General features: G+C 72.6%; 13 protein-coding genes. 3 read left to right on the forward strand and 10 right to left on the reverse strand.

Annotated features, from left to right (window positions below; translation table 11 throughout):
• Positions 1-4 precede the first annotated feature (4 nt).
• The 5 genes from ACGFZF_RS10215 to ACGFZF_RS10235 all read right to left on the reverse strand — a co-directional run bounded on the left by ACGFZF_RS10215 (position 5) and on the right by ACGFZF_RS10235 (position 5,199).
• Complete coding sequence (locus ACGFZF_RS10215) at positions 5-2,146, reverse strand: copper resistance CopC/CopD family protein (RefSeq protein ID WP_393552840.1); 2,142 nt, start codon at positions 2,144-2,146, stop codon at positions 5-7.
• Between the two features lie 24 nt (positions 2,147-2,170).
• Positions 2,171-2,653: a copper chaperone PCu(A)C gene (locus ACGFZF_RS10220; protein ID WP_393552843.1), complete on the reverse strand. Its 483-nt coding sequence runs from the start codon at positions 2,651-2,653 to the stop codon at positions 2,171-2,173.
• Positions 2,650-3,369, reverse strand: a complete 720-nt coding sequence (locus tag ACGFZF_RS10225; protein ID WP_393552846.1) for an SCO family protein — start codon at positions 3,367-3,369, stop codon at positions 2,650-2,652. Before ACGFZF_RS10225 ends, ACGFZF_RS10220 begins: the two co-directional genes overlap by 4 nt.
• A gap of 29 nt (positions 3,370-3,398) precedes the next feature.
• Complete coding sequence (locus tag ACGFZF_RS10230; RefSeq protein WP_393552849.1) at positions 3,399-4,130, reverse strand: YcnI family protein; 732 nt, start codon at positions 4,128-4,130, stop codon at positions 3,399-3,401.
• A 250-nt stretch (positions 4,131-4,380) separates the two neighbouring features.
• Positions 4,381-5,199, reverse strand: coding sequence for a hypothetical protein (locus ACGFZF_RS10235; protein ID WP_393552852.1), 819 nt, complete (start codon positions 5,197-5,199; stop codon positions 4,381-4,383).
• A 204-nt stretch (positions 5,200-5,403) separates the two neighbouring features.
• Here ACGFZF_RS10235 and ACGFZF_RS10240 point away from each other — a divergent pair, with 204 nt between their 5' ends.
• Positions 5,404-5,862: an ATP-binding protein gene (locus ACGFZF_RS10240; RefSeq protein WP_356601261.1), complete on the forward strand. Its 459-nt coding sequence runs from the start codon at positions 5,404-5,406 to the stop codon at positions 5,860-5,862.
• A gap of 157 nt (positions 5,863-6,019) precedes the next feature.
• On the opposite strand, the gene ACGFZF_RS10245 is transcribed toward ACGFZF_RS10240, so the two are convergent.
• Together ACGFZF_RS10245 and ACGFZF_RS10250 are read right to left on the reverse strand one after the other, a co-directional pair.
• On the reverse strand, positions 6,020-7,480 hold the full coding sequence (locus tag ACGFZF_RS10245; RefSeq protein WP_393552856.1) for an aminopeptidase P family protein: 1,461 nt from the start codon (positions 7,478-7,480) through the stop codon (positions 6,020-6,022).
• A 195-nt stretch (positions 7,481-7,675) separates the two neighbouring features.
• Positions 7,676-9,187, reverse strand: coding sequence for a PP2C family protein-serine/threonine phosphatase (locus ACGFZF_RS10250; protein WP_393552859.1), 1,512 nt, complete (start codon positions 9,185-9,187; stop codon positions 7,676-7,678).
• A 381-nt stretch (positions 9,188-9,568) separates the two neighbouring features.
• Between ACGFZF_RS10250 and ACGFZF_RS10255 the strand changes: the two genes are divergently transcribed.
• Entirely contained in the window at positions 9,569-10,249 is a 681-nt protein-coding gene (locus tag ACGFZF_RS10255) for a bifunctional DNA primase/polymerase (protein ID WP_393552862.1), read from the forward strand.
• A 235-nt stretch (positions 10,250-10,484) separates the two neighbouring features.
• Positions 10,485-11,090, forward strand: a complete 606-nt coding sequence (locus tag ACGFZF_RS10260) for a hypothetical protein (RefSeq protein WP_393552865.1) — start codon at positions 10,485-10,487, stop codon at positions 11,088-11,090.
• A 228-nt stretch (positions 11,091-11,318) separates the two neighbouring features.
• Here the strand turns inward: ACGFZF_RS10260 and ACGFZF_RS10265 are convergent, their stop codons facing one another.
• The 3 genes from ACGFZF_RS10265 to ACGFZF_RS10275 all read right to left on the reverse strand — a co-directional run bounded on the left by ACGFZF_RS10265 (position 11,319) and on the right by ACGFZF_RS10275 (position 13,984).
• The gene (locus tag ACGFZF_RS10265) at positions 11,319-12,287 is read right to left on the reverse strand and encodes a DUF5926 family protein (protein WP_393552869.1); all 969 of its coding nucleotides are present in this window, start codon (positions 12,285-12,287) and stop codon (positions 11,319-11,321) included.
• A gap of 171 nt (positions 12,288-12,458) precedes the next feature.
• Positions 12,459-13,061, reverse strand: coding sequence for an ATP-binding protein (locus ACGFZF_RS10270; protein WP_356601255.1), 603 nt, complete (start codon positions 13,059-13,061; stop codon positions 12,459-12,461).
• Between the two features lie 101 nt (positions 13,062-13,162).
• Positions 13,163-13,984, reverse strand: a complete 822-nt coding sequence (locus tag ACGFZF_RS10275) for a glycerophosphodiester phosphodiesterase (protein ID WP_393552872.1) — start codon at positions 13,982-13,984, stop codon at positions 13,163-13,165.
• Positions 13,985-14,002 lie beyond the last annotated feature (18 nt).

Below are 14,002 nucleotides of genomic sequence, written 5' to 3' on the forward strand. Positions count from 1 at the left end.
AGCGTCAGCCGATCTTCACGTTCTTGTCGATGGTGGTCTGGTCGATGTCGGAGGTGCGGACCGTCACCTGGATCTGCCATGTGCCGGCCATGGGGATCTGGACGCCGGTGGCACTCCAGTGTCCGGTCTGGATCCGGTCGGGCAGGACGGGCAGCGGGCCGATGTTCTTCTCCTTCAGGGTGAAGGCGACCTTGATCTCGGGAACGTCCAGGAGCCGGCCGTTGGGGCGTTCCACGAAGATGTGGAGGTCGTTGGCTCCGGTGCGGCCGGGGTCGAGGGTCAGGCGCACGGTCCCGTTGCCGTCCACGCCGCCGGTGTCGAACGGCAGCCGGATGTCGACGGGGCGGTCGGGTACGGCGGCGGAGCCGGAGGTGGACTGCGTCCGCCCGGCCTCCTCCTCGGTGCGGCCGGGTTCGGTGGAGGTCAGCACGGTCGTCACGGCGAGGAGGACGACCGCGATGGCCGCCTCGGTGAGCACGGAGCGGCGGAGTCCGGCGCGTTCGGGGTCGGCGTCCCGGTCGCGCTTGCGGGTGGCCGTGGCGACGGCGGTGCGCTGGCGGGCGAGCTGGGCGGCCCGCTCGGGGTCGACGGTCGTCGAGGACTCGTCCGTGTCGTCCCTCGGTTCGGCGCCCGGTGCGGCTTCGGTGGCTCCGGCATCGCTGTCGGCGCCGTTGGTGCCGCCACCGCCACCGCCACCGTCGCCGTCGCCGTCACCGTCACCGGTGCCGCGCACGGGCTTCGCCGTCGCCGGGACGGGTGCGTCCTGCTCGGCCTCGCCCTGTCCGGCCTCTGCTTCGTCCGCCTCGTCCGCCGCGGCGGACGAGGCCGAAGTCTCCCGGCCCGACCCGTCCGGCTCGTCCGCCTCGTCCGGCTCGGCGGTGGCGTCCGCCGTGTCGAGTGGCGCCGGGTCGCCGAGGCGCCGGGTCCAGCGCCGCGAGATCCAGGCGATGCCCACGAGCACGGCGACCAGGCCGATCTTGACCAGCAGCAGCTGTCCGTAGGCGGTGCCGGTCAGCGCCGACCACGTGCCGACCTGGCGCCAGGACTGGTAGATCCCGGTGGCCGTCAGGACGATCACGGACCCGAAGGCGAGCCTGGAGAAGCGCTCGACCGCGGCGCGCTCGATGCGGGGTGCCCGGTACAGGGCGACGAGCAGGGTCGTGAGGCCGCCGAGCCAGGCGGCGACGGCCAGCAGGTGGAGGATGTCCACGGGCATCGCGACGGCGGGCTGGAGGCCGGTCGAGGCGTGCTCGGCGAGTGCCCACGTGCCCGCGATGCCGGCCGCGACGACGGAGCCGCCGATGGCGAGTCCGAAGGTGAGGTCCTTCTTCTCCTTCTCGTCCGTCCGCTTGGTGTAGGCGCCGAACAGCACGGCCACGAAGAGCGCCGCCGCGCCGAGCAGCATCAGACGGGAGATCAGCGCGGCGCCGGTCTTGGTCTCCAGGACGGCCTTGAGGCCGGCCAGGTCGAAGATGTCGGCGAGCTCGCCGGAGCCGGTGTAGGGGCTGCGCAGGAGCAGCATGGCGAGGGTGGCCGCGGTGAGGGTCAGCCAGCCGCGGACGACGAGGCGCTGCACGGGCCGGACGGCCGCGCCGCGCGGCCAGCAGGCGAGGACGAAGGCGCCGCCGCCGACGAGGAGGGTGAAGCCGGCGTAGGAGAGGTAGCGCGCGATGCCGTAGAGGACGCCGACGGGTCCGCCGCCCGCGGTCTGGTCCGGCAGGGCGACGGTGGTGGTGGAGGGGGCGCCGATGGAGAAGGTGAAGGCGCCGGCGATGGGGTGGCTGTCGGCGGAGACGGCGTGCCAGGCGACGGTGTAGGTGCCTTCCGGGAGTCCGGAGCGGAGGCCGACGCCGTACTTGACGACGGATCCGCTGCACAGGTCGCGGATCTCGCCGGTGTCTATGCGCTTGCTCGAGGGATCGAGGACCCGGATCGAGTCGGCGCTCATGGCGACCTGCTCGGAGAAGGTGAGGGTGACGTCCTTGGGGGCGGTGGCGACCACCGCCCCGTCCTGCGGGTCGCTGCCGGTGAGTGCCGCGTGCGCGGACGCGGGGGCGGCGCCGGCGAGCAGGGTGCCCAGGAGCGCCGCTGTCACGAGCAGCAGGCGGACCAGGGCGGTTCCCAGGCGCGGGGCGGTGGCTGTCATCTGTCTGTCAGTCCCTCAAGGAGCTCAGTGCTGCTTCGGGTTGTGGTTCGGTGCCTCGACGGGCACGTCGACCTTGATCGGGGCGGACTTCTCGAAGTGGAGCTCGATGCTCACCTTCTCGCCCTGCTTCGGCTGCTGCTTGAGCTCCATGAACATGATGTGGTTGCCGCCGCGTTCGAGGTTCAGCTCGCCCTTGGCGGGGATGTCGAAGGACTTCACCTCCTGCATCTTCTGGTTCCTGGTCTCGTGGATCGTCACGTCGTCCGAGATCGGGCTGGTGACGGACACGAGCTTGTCGGCGGTCTCGCTGTCGTTGGTGATCGTCAGGAAGCCGCCGGCCATGTCCATCACGGGCTGGGGCATGAACGCCCCGCTGACCTCGAGTTCGGGCTTGCCCGGGCCGCCGGAGTCGTCGGATCCGCCGTTCGAGCACGCCGTCAGCGCCAGAGCCGCGGTGAGTGCCGCGGCGGAGGACAGGACGGTGGTGCGGGTGGTGCGGCGGATCACGGGTTCTCCCCCTTGATGAGCTTGGGCAGGTCCTTGGCGTAGTCGTCGACGGTGGTGTCCTCGCCGTACAGGACGTAGCCCTGGTCGGTGGTGGGCGAGAAGGCGATCACCTGGGCGCCGTGCATGGAGACGACGGAGCCGCCCTTGACCTTCTTCGGCGGGTCGATGCCGATGCCGATCTGGCGGGCGCCGGCCTGGATGGCGCTGAAGTCGCCGGTGAGTCCGGTGAAGGAGGCGTCGCCGGCGGCCGGCAGCCACTTGGCCAGTTCGGCCGCGGTGTCGCGCTCGGGGTCCGTGGTGACGAAGACGACCTGCAGCTTGTCCTGGTCGGCCTTGGGGAGCTGCTTCCTGGCGATGGCGATGTTGCTCATCGTCATGGGGCAGACGTCGGGGCAGTGGGTGTAGCCGAAGTAGATCAGGGTCGGCTTGCCCTTGGTCTGCTCGCGCAGGTCGTACTTCCGGCCCTTGGTGTCGGTGAGGACGAGGTCGGGCTTGGTGAACGGGCGGTCGAGGACGGTGGCGGCCTTGGTGGAGTCGCTGCCGCCGGAGATCTCGGTGACGGGTGCGTTGTCACGCGAGCCGGTCGTCCGGTCGTCGTTCGCGTTCAGGCCGACCGCGATCGTCACGGTGAGGGCCGCGACGATCGCGACCGCGGCGGCGACCAGGGGGGCGCGCCTGCTCGGCCGGGTCTGCTCGTCGTTCTTCTGGACGGACATGTGTTCTCTTTCGGGTGTGGTTCCGGCCGTCAGGCGCTGCGGCGGCGTCCGGCCAGCACGCCGAACGCGACGCCGGCGACGCCGATGAGGATGCCGACGACGCCCAGCACGCGGGCGGGGGTGTCGGTGGAGTCGGCGGCCTCGGCGTGGGCGGCCTTGTCGTCGTGCCCGGCCTTGTCGTCGGCCTTGTCGTCCGCGGCGGCGCCGCCGCCGTGGTGGTCACCGGTCGCGGCCGACAGCTTCAGGACGGGGGCGGGGTTCTGCGGCTCGGCCGCGCCCTCCTTGGACTCCTCGATCCAGCGGACGACCTCGTTGTTGTCGTAGGTCTGGACGGCCTTGAGGACGAGCTGGTCGGTGTCCTCGGGGAGCTGCCCGAGGGAGAGCGGGAACTGCTGGAACTGGCCGGCGCCGATCTTCGCGCCGTCGGAGGTCCAGGTGACCTTGGTGACGGCCTGGGTGATCTTCTTGCCGTGCAGCTCCAGCGGCTTGGCGAGCTCCGACTTGGTGACCACGGCCTTCCAGCCGGGGACGGGCTGCGGCATGACGGAGGCCAGCGGGTGGTCGACCGGGAAGTTGACCTCGACCTTCACGGTGGAGGCGTTGTCCCGCTCGTTGGGGACCTTCACGTTGACGGTGGCGTAGCCGCCCTTGGCGGCCTCGCCCTGCGGCTGCACGCTGACGTGCGCGAAGGCGGTGCCGGAGAGCAGCGCGACGGAGGAGAGGGCGAGGCCACCGGCGACGGCGATACGGGAAACGTTCATGGCAGAGGACACTCCGGCTCTGGAGAGGGATGGGTGGGTCCGGCACGCCGACCGACGGGGCACGGACGCGGCGTGCGGCCCGGTGCGGGCGGCCACGGTGCGGCGTCGGGTGCGGGCCCCGGTGGGGCCGTGGAGACCCGTGGCGTCGTGCCCGCGGCCGTGGTGGTGGCCGTGGGACGGGCGACTCGGGTTCCGTAGCGGGTCGGTGGGTGCGGACGTCCGCGGACGCGCTCCCCGGGAGCGGTCCGCGTCAGGCTGCGAGGACGCAGGCGGCCGGGGGGCCGCGCCGGATCACCGTGTGCTGGAGCGCCCGCGCCGCGGTGGGCGGCGGGGTGTCGAGGAGCGGGTGGCCGGGCCGGTGGGGCCCGGCGGCCGGTGTCGCCGGAAGGCCGGCGAGCAGGGCCCGCACGAAGGCGAGCGCGGCGCGCAGGGACCGGACGAGGGCGCCTTCGGCGAGACCGGTGGCGCCGTCCGCCGAGAGCCGGACGATCCGGCTCAGAGCGAGGTCGCCGCGGCGCAGCAGCCAGCCGGTGGCGAGTGCCGCCAGCAGGTGGCCGAGGAACATGGGCAGGCTCGGCAGCAGTTCCGTGCCGTGCGCGGTGGCGGCCGCCAGGTGGGTGCCGTGGGCGCCGTGCCCATGGCTCTGGCCGGCGGCGTGGACCGGGTCGAGGCCGGCGTCGGTGATGATGCGGGTCGCGTCGGCGGGGCTGAGCGATGTGGCGCCGGCGCCGCAGACGAGCTTGGCGGCCATCCGGATCAGCGCGTCGTTCGCCTCGGGTCCCAGGCCGCCGCGCCCTCCGGCCGTCGCGAGGGTGCTCTGGCCGAGTCCGAAGAGGGCGTGCAGCAGGAGCTGCCCGCCCGTCAGGGCCCCGGCGATGGCGGGCAGCGAGCGCTGCCGTCCCGCGAAGAGGAAGGTGAGGGCGAAGACGCCCAGGAAACCGGCCAGGAATGTCCACAGCGCGATGCCCGCGCAGGCGGCGAGGGCGTGTCCCAGCGCGGACAGCACGACGCAGACCGCGGTGAACACCGCGGCCCTCAGCAGCCGTGGAGCGAGCGCGGGGGCAGACATGGCGCGCCCATCATCGCACCAGGGCCGAAGCGCCCGTACGGCAGGTCCGGAAGATCACCAATGGGTGCCTTCGGGCGGGACATACACCGCTCGTGGCGTGCGTGCATCCGCCGAACGAGGGCTCTTGACCTTTCGGGGTGCTTACGGACGGTCTCCGGCGGCAATACGTATCGGTATGTCGAGCCGCAGCCAGGAGGCTGGAGCATGAGCATCTGGTGGTCACTCCACTTGCGGCGCGAGGCTGCGAGCGTTCCGCTCGCCAGGCGACTGCTCCTCGGCACGATGGAGACCGCGGGGGTGGATCCCGACGTCTCGTTCGAGCTGTCGGTGGCCCTGACGGAGGCGTGTGCCAACGCCGTCGAGCACGGCGGCGACCTCGGTACCGGGGAGGCTTCGGAGGCGTACCGCGTCACCGCTTTCCTGGACGGGGAGACCTGCCGGATCGAGGTGGCCGACTCCGGCCCCGGGTTCCCGGCGGACCGTCCGGCCGCGATCCGGCGGGCGGCGGCGCCGTCGGACGCCGAGAACGGCCGCGGGCTGAGGCTGATCGAGGAGCTCGCCGATCACGTGCACTTCGGCAACCGGTCGAGCCGCGGCGGAGCCGTCGTCAGCTTCGACAAGATCGTCAAGTGGCGGTCGGACGCCCCCCTCGCGCTGACCTGACGCTCCTGACGTTCCCGACGTTCCCGACGTTCCAGACGTTCCGGACGGAGGACGTCGAGGGCCGCGGCTCCTGCCCGCGCCCGGTCCCCGAGGGGCCGCCGTACGCGCAGGGCCCCCGCCGGCGGTGTCGGCGGGGGCCCTGCGGTGTCCGGGCGGGTCAGCCCTTCAGGCCGGCCATCCACGCCTCGACCTCGTCGGCCTGGCGGGGCAGCGAGTCCGAGAGGTTCCGGTTGCCGTCCTCGGTGACGAGGATGTCGTCCTCGATCCGGACGCCGATGCCGCGGTACTCCTCCGGCACGGTCAGGTCGTCGGCCTGGAAGTACAGACCGGGCTCGACGGTCAGGCACATGCCCGGCTCGAGCGTCGTGTCGACGTACGCCTCGGTGCGCGCGGCGGCGCAGTCGTGGACGTCCATGCCGAGCATGTGACCGGTGCCGTGCAGGGTCCAGCGGCGCTGGAGGCCGAGCTCCAGGACGCGCTCGACAGGGCCTTCGAGAAGGCCCCACTCGACGAGCTTCTCCGCGAGCACGCGCTGGGCGGCGTCGTGGAAGTCGCGGTAGGCGGCGCCGGGCTTCACGGCGGCGATGCCCGCCTCCTGCGCCTCGTACACGGCGTCGTAGATCTTGCGCTGCAGCTCGGTGTACCGGCCGTTGATCGGGAGGGTCCGGGTCACGTCGGCGGTGTAGAGCTCGGTGGTCTCCACGCCGGCGTCGAGCAGCAGCAGTTCGCCGGAGCGGACCGCGCCGTCGTTGCGCACCCAGTGCAGGGTGGTGGCGTGGGGGCCGGCGGCGCAGATGGAGCCGTAGCCGATGTCGTTGCCCTCGACACGGGCGCGCAGGAAGAACGTGCCCTCGATGTAGCGCTCGCTGGTGGCCTCGGCCTTGTCGAGGACCCGGACGACGTCCTCGAAGCCGCGCGCGGTGGAGTCGCACGCCTTCTGCAGTTCGGCGACCTCGAAGGCGTCCTTGACGAGGCGCGCCTCGGAGAGGAAGACGCGCAGTTCCTCGTCCCGCTCGGCGGTGACCTTGTCGCTGAGGGCGGCCTCGATGCCGGCGTCGTGGCCGCGGACGGCGCGGACGGGGCCGGTGGCCTCGGCGAGGGCGGCGGGCAGCTCGCGGACGTCCTTGGCCGGGATGCCCAGCAGCTGCTCGGCCTCGGTCAGGGAGTGGCGGCGGCCGACCCACAGCTCGCCCTGGCCGTCGAGCCAGAACTCGCCGTTCTCGCGGTCGGACCGCGGCAGCAGGTAGAGGGTGGCCTCGTGGCCGCTCACGCCGGCCGGCTCCAGGACGAGGACGCCGTCGTGGGTCTGGTCGCCGGTGAGGTACGCGTACTCGGTGGACGCGCGGAAGCTGTACTCGGTGTCGTTCGAGCGGGTCTTCAGGTTGCCCGCGGGGATCACCAGGCGCTCGCCCGGGAAGCGGGCGGAGAGCGCGGCGCGGCGCTCGGCGGTGTGCCCGGCCTGTGCGATCGGCTCCAGACCGTGGAGCTCGGTGTCCGCCCAGCCGCTCTTCATGCTCTCGGCGAGCTCGTCGGACACGCTCCCGTACAGCCCGTTCTTGCGCTGCTTGATCGGCTCTTCGGTCTCTTCCGGGGTCTCCGGGTTGAGCTCTTCCGCCACGGGTCTCTCCTCTTGGTACGACACTGAACCCCTCCCATCGTACGGTCGTACGGAAGGGGGCCCAGGGGCGGAAGACCTCTTACCGGTCAGTCACCTGCGCGGGGCGGGACGGGATCCTTGATCGTCTGTACGGGCAGTGTGTGGCCCATACACGCAAAGTGGGGCGACCGGTGGCGGCGGAGGGGCGCGCCGGGGTCACTCGAAGTGCGCCGCCAGCAGCACGACGTCCTCGGCGTCCGCCGCTCCGCAGGTATCCGGGCCCTCGGGCAGCAGGGCGCGCAGGACGTGGTCGGCGACGGCTCCCGGGCTCCTGCGGGCGGCCTTCGGGACGCTCGCGGCGGCCGCGTGGAGCCGCGCGAAGGCGCGGTCCATCGGGTCGCCGGTGCGGCGCAGCAGACCTTCCGTGTAGAGCAGCACCGTTTCTCCGGGTGCGGGCGAGAGCTCGACGCTCGGCGCCTCCCAGCAGGCGAGCATGCCGAGCGGCGCCGACAGCGAGGTCTCGACGAACTCGGTGCGGTGGTCGCCGACGATCAGCGGCGGGGTGTGTCCGGCGCCGGCCAGCACCAGCCGGCGCTCCTGCGGCTCGGCGTACGCGAAGAGGGCCGTCGCCGAACGCGCGGGCTCGGTCAGCCGGAGCAGGAGCTCCAGGTCGGACAGGACGGCGACGGGGTCCTCGCCCTCCATCACCGCGTAGGCGCGCAGGGAGGCGCGCAGCCGTCCCATCGCGGCGAGGGCGCTGGGGCCGCTGCCGGAGACGGAGCCGACGGCGAGCCCGAGGGCGCCTTCGGGCAGCGGCAGCGCGTCGTACCAGTCGCCGCCGCCCCGCGGGCCGGTGTGGTGACGGGCGGCCAGCCGGACGCCGGGGATCCGGGGGAGGCGGCTGGGGAGCAGCTCCTCGGCGACGGTCGCGACCCGGACCCGGGCGCGCTCCAGCTCGACGAGGCGGGCGAGGTGCTCGGTGGCGTACCGGCCGTAGAGGCCGATCAGATGGCGCTGGCGTTCGACCGGCTCGGCGGGCTCGTCGTACAGCCAGACGACGGCGCCGAGCTTTCCGGCGGCCTCGGTGGCCAGGGGCAGGGCGTAACTGGCGGCGTAGCCGAGGCGGGCGGCGACCTCGCGGTGCCGCGGGTCGAGGTCCTCCTCGCCGAGCAGGTCGGGGACGGCCACCGGGCCCGGGACCGCCACCGGATCGGGCAGGCCGTCGAGGATGCGGCCGTAGGAGGTGGCGCTGCGGGGCACGGTCTCGATGGTGCCCAGTTCGGCGTGGGCGAGTCCGAGGCCGACGGTACTGGTGGGACCGAGTCCGTCGGCGGGTTCGAGGACGACCATGCCCCGGCGGGCCCCGACCAGGGTGGCTCCGGCGCGCAGCAGTTCCTGCAGGGCGTCGTCGAGGGAACCGGTCCTGATCAGGCGTTCGGTGAGTTCGTGCAGCGTGGTGAGGTCGGAGACCCAGCCGGCCAGCCGGTCCTGGATCAGGGTGCCGGGTGGGGGCGCGGCAGCGGGTACGCCCGGAAGGGGCGCCGCAGTGTGCGCGGGAGAAGGAACCGTGGAGTCGATTCCGGCCACTTTCGGCAGGTGTGGGGCGCTCATTGCAGTCGGCTTTCCGACGGGTGCGTTTCGCGCAATAGCATCGCAAACCCCCATGTCAATCTGCACCGCCATCAACGCATCCACATGTACACGCACAAGAGGAGTGATGTCCAGCATTGTCCGCGCGGGACTTGTGGTGTCCGCAGGGTTCTGCAGGAGGGTTGATCTGCGGGCCAAGTTGGCCGAAAATTGCCCCCGCGGTGCACCTTTCGCGGTCGACTGGCGTCGTTTGAAAGCGCGTTGATTTGAACCTGATGGGTACGTAAACGGTGATGGCTAGGGGCAGTTGAAGCAGCCCCGGAACCTGGCAGGGTGCCTGGGCGTCCTCACCGCCGCAGGCCGCGCCCTTCGAGTGGACGACGAGCCTCAGTCCGGCCCCTCCCGCCCCACCGCACGGGGCGGCGAACCGCCGACCTTGTACGCGCTGATACGCACAGTCAAGAGATCTGCACGTGGTGTGATGTGGATTCGGCGTTCAACGGAAAGGAACGAGCGCTCATGCGCGAGATCCTCGGAAGGCGACGCAGGCTCCGGTTCCGGCGCAAGGAGAGGACCGTCCAGCTCGATGCCGCGCTCACCTGCGCCGTCGAGTGGGACTGGCCCGTACTGCCCGGAGTGGGGCTGAAAGCGACGACCCGTACGTCCTCAGGGGCCGGCTGTGCCTGCCCCGACCCCGAATGCGTGGTGCCGGGAGCGCATCCCTTCGACCCGGGACTCCTGGCGGCGACCACCGACGAGCGGATGATCCGCTGGTGGTGGGCCCGGCGGCCGGACGCCCCGGTCGTCCTGGCCACCGGCGGCCGTGCGCCGTGCGCGGTGAGCCTGCCCGCCGCCGCGGGCGCACGCGCCCTGGCCGCCCTCGACGCGATGGACATCAGACTCGGCCCCGTGGTGGCGACCCCGACCCGGTGGTCCCTGCTCGTCGCCCCGTACGGCCTCGAACGGCTCGGTGAGCTCCTCTACACCAAGGACAGCGTGCCCGGCTCGCTGCGCTTCCACGGGGAGGGCGGCTATCTGCTGCTGCCCTCCACGACCGCCGACACGGCGCGGGCGCGCTGGGAGCGGGCGCCCCTCAAGGGCTCGGCGCGACCGTGGCTGCCGGACGTCGAGGCCGTCGTGGACGCGCTGGTCGAGGCGAGCACGAGCACCCCCGGCGGCGGCAGCAGACTCGCGTACTGAGCGAGCCGAGCGACGACAGCCGAGCGGCGGCGCCCGGACGGAGCCGGGGCGGGCCCCCGCGCGCCGTCCGGCGGGGCGGCGGGCCCGGGCATCTGGGCCGCTCCTGTCACTCGTACGGGTGCGAGACGGCCCGACTTGTCCCGGAAACGGGCGCGCGCCGCGCCGTGCGCCACCGGGCCGTGGATATCTTCGGCCCACCGTTCACGAGTCGCAGCCGGCCGGGCAGGTGGGTGCCATGAATCTCCGCACGATCGGGCTCACGGCCGTCGTGGTGGGCGCGACGCTGCTGCCGCTCGTCGCCTCGGCGGGACCCGCCGGCGGACCGACGCCGGGGCACGGCGCCGGCCCGGGCCCGCAGGATGACGCGAAGTCGAGGGGTGGACGCGGTCTCGTGCCGGGGCTCGGCCTGACGGACGGGACGTCCGCCGCCGTGCCCGCCACCCCGCCCGCACCCCCGGAGGCGGCCGCACAACCGGCCGGGACCCCGGCGCGGGCGGCGCACTGCGGTCCCGAGCTCACCTCCCCCGACGGCGTCGAGGCCCAGACCTGCGTCCTGGGCGAGGGCCCCGACACCTGGGCGCGTACGTACTACCGCAACGTCACCGGCCACCGGCTGGACGCCGTCGTCACCCTGATGGGCCCCGCCGGGCGGACCGTGCAGGTCCACTGCTCCGTCAGCGCGCAGGACGAGCCGGGAGTGTGCGAGACACCGCGCGAACGCACCGGGGGCACGGAGACGGCCTATTCGGCGATCGCGGAATTCGCGGGAGCGGGTGAGGGCGGCGATTCGCCCCTGCTGCTGCGCGCCGGAAGCAACACGGCGGGCGGGAACGGCGGTTGAGCCGGGGCCCGGACCGCCCCGGACGGACCGCGGGCGCGGGCATGAAAAGGCCCGATCGCTGGCGACGGGGGATGCACCAGCGACCGGGCTTCTAGAACGGTAACAAGAGATCTGCTGTTCGCAAATTCGATCTCGGTTATTCGGACAGTGATTTACCCGGGCGTACGAGGAGTTGTGGCGGAAGTCACCGACTGGTCGGTCTGTCAGTGACCGCCGCCACTCCGCACGTCAGCTGAGTGTGACCTGACGGTTGGTGAGGCCGCCGCGCGCCCGACGCTCCTCCGGCGTCAGCGGAGCGTCGGCGGCCAGCGCCGCGGCCAGCCGCTCGGCGAACTCGGCGGCCGGCTTCTCGCAGTCGTCGGCGTTCATCGAGGTCGGCAGGTCCCAGACGGGGACGACCAGGCCGTGGGCCCGGAAAGAGCCGACCAGTCGGGTGTCGTCGCCCAGGGACGAGGTGCCGGCCGCGTGGAGCCGGGCGAGCGCGTCGAGGAGCTTCTCCTCGGCGTGCGGCATGACCCAGCGCAGGTGGTTCTTGTCCGGGGTCTCGCACCAGTAGGCGGCGTCCACACCGGTCAGCTTCACCGTGGGGATCGCGGCGGCGTTGGCGCGCTCCAGCGAGGCGGCGACCTCGGGGTTGGAGTTCTCCGCCGACTCCGGAATCCAGAATTCGAAGCCCTCGTGCACGACCGGCGCGAAAACGCCCTCGGGGTCGAGCAGATCCTGCAGGCGCGGACCCTCGGCCGGAACGCGACGCGGGGTGACCGGGGTGCCGGGCTCCGCCTCCAGGGCGCGCTGGAGGGTGTCCGCGAGGTCGCGGGCCAGATCGCCGGAGGAGGTGTCGTTCTGCAGGGCGAGCAGGACGGAGCCGTCGTCGCGGCGCAGCGCCGGCCACGCCATCGGGAGCACGGTCGCGAGCGTCACCGACGGGACGCCCTCGGGCAGTCCGCCCTTCAGGGGGAGCGGGACGGTGGCGGCGGGCACCAGCTCGCGCAGCGCGACCCAGTCGCACTCGCCGGGCAGACCCTCGAAGGGGCGCTGGACCAGCTCGGTCACGGCGTGCGCGGCGGCCCGGCCGTGACACGCCTTGTAGCGGCGGCCCGAACCACAGGGGCACGGCTCGCGTGCACCGACGACCGGGATCTCCCCGTTCGTGACCTGTGCCTGGGCGGCCTTCGACTGGGGGCGCTTCTTGGCCATGGTGTGGCTTTCTCCCGGTAGCGGCGGTGCAGTTGTGCAGTGCTCGGTGCACGGCTCTGTGTCGGGCGAGCCTAGCCGTACGGAGCCGCCGGAGGGCTCAGGCCGGGGCGTTCGCCACCGGTCCGTGGCGGGCGACCCGTACGGAGGACGTCCGGGTCCGCGCTCCGGCCCTCAGTCCAGGTCGTCGTACGCGTCCAGGAACTCGAAGCCCGACCCGCCGCCGACCCTGGCCGCGAAGTCCTCGCGCCGATGGCCCTCGGTGACGACCACCCAGACGGTGACCTCGCCGGACGCGCTGTCCCGTACGCCCCAGTCCTGTGCCAGCGCGCTGATGATGTTCAGCCCACGACCGCCGCGTGCGGTGACCGAGGGCGTCGACGGAACAGGTCGGGTGGGACCACCGCCGTCCGTCACCTCGACGGTCAGGCCGCCCGCTCCGTCCACGCGCCACGCCGCCCGCACGTCCCCGTCGCCCATGTCCGCCCGGCCCAGCGGCCTGCCGTGCCGGCAGGCGTTGCTGAGGAGTTCGGAAAGGATCAGCACCGCGTCGTCGACGACCGATGCGGACACCCCGCTGCGGTGCAACTGCTCCCGCATCCGGTGTCGCGCCTCACCCACGCCCGCCGGGCCATGGGGTACGGCCATGCTCGACGACGTGGGCACCTCCTGTGCCACCACCAACGCCACCCCCGAGACCTCCTTTGCCCCACGCCACGGTGTGAATGCCCCAATGGCCTGGACCGGAAACCGGCCAATCCGCGTCCGCTGACGCACTCGTAACGATCGAGTACGGAACGAACGCGCCGGAGCACTCCCCGTAAGGGGCAGGAAGACCTGAGAAGGGTGGTGAAGGTGGGTGAAGGGAGGCGAATCCTTTAAAGGCGTCCCAATTGGGACAGGACCTGCTTGGGGCGGTTGGTGATGATCGCGTCCACGCCGAGCCGCTCGCAGAGTTCGACGTCCTCCGGGTCGTCCACCGTCCAGACGTGCACCTGGTGACCGGCCTTCTGGAGCCGCATGATCACGGTGGGGTGGTGGCGGACGATCCGGATCGACGGTCCCGCGATCCGCGCGCCGGCCGGCAGGCGTCCGTCGCGCAGCCGCGGCGTGACGAACTGCGTCAGCGACACGGTGGGCAGGGCCGGCGCCGCGGCGGCGATCCGGTGCAGGGAACGGGCCGAGAAGCTCATGACGCGCACCGCGGACTCCTCCGGGGAGGACGGCTCGGCGAGACCGAAGCGCCGGAGCAGTTCGAGCAGCCGGTCCTCGACCTGGCCCGCCCAGCGGGTGGGGTGCTTGGTCTCGATGGCCAGCTCGACGCGCCGCCCGGCGTCGGACACCAGCTCCAGGAGGCGTTCCAGGGTCAGGACGGACGTGAGGCCGGGGTCCCTCCAGTCCGGGCTCTCCCCGGCCTCCTCGCGGCCCTTCCAGGTGCCGAAGTCGAGGGCGGCGAGATCGGCGAGCTCCAGGGCGGAGACGGCGCCGCGGCCGTTGGAGGTGCGATTGACGCGCCGGTCGTGGACGCAGACGAGGTGGCCGTCCGCGGTGAGCCGGACATCGCACTCGAGGGCGTCGGCGCCGTCCTCGATGGCCTTCACGTAGGCGGCGAGAGTGTGCTCCGGGGCATCCTCGGAGGCTCCGCGGTGGGCGACCACCTGGACGGGTACGCGATGGGTGTGCTGCCGTGCGTGGGTCACCGCGACATGGTGCCATTG

Origin of the sequence: Streptomyces sp. NPDC048338 (genome assembly GCF_043201055.1) — a bacterium.
GTDB lineage: Bacteria > Actinomycetota > Actinomycetes > Streptomycetales > Streptomycetaceae > Streptomyces.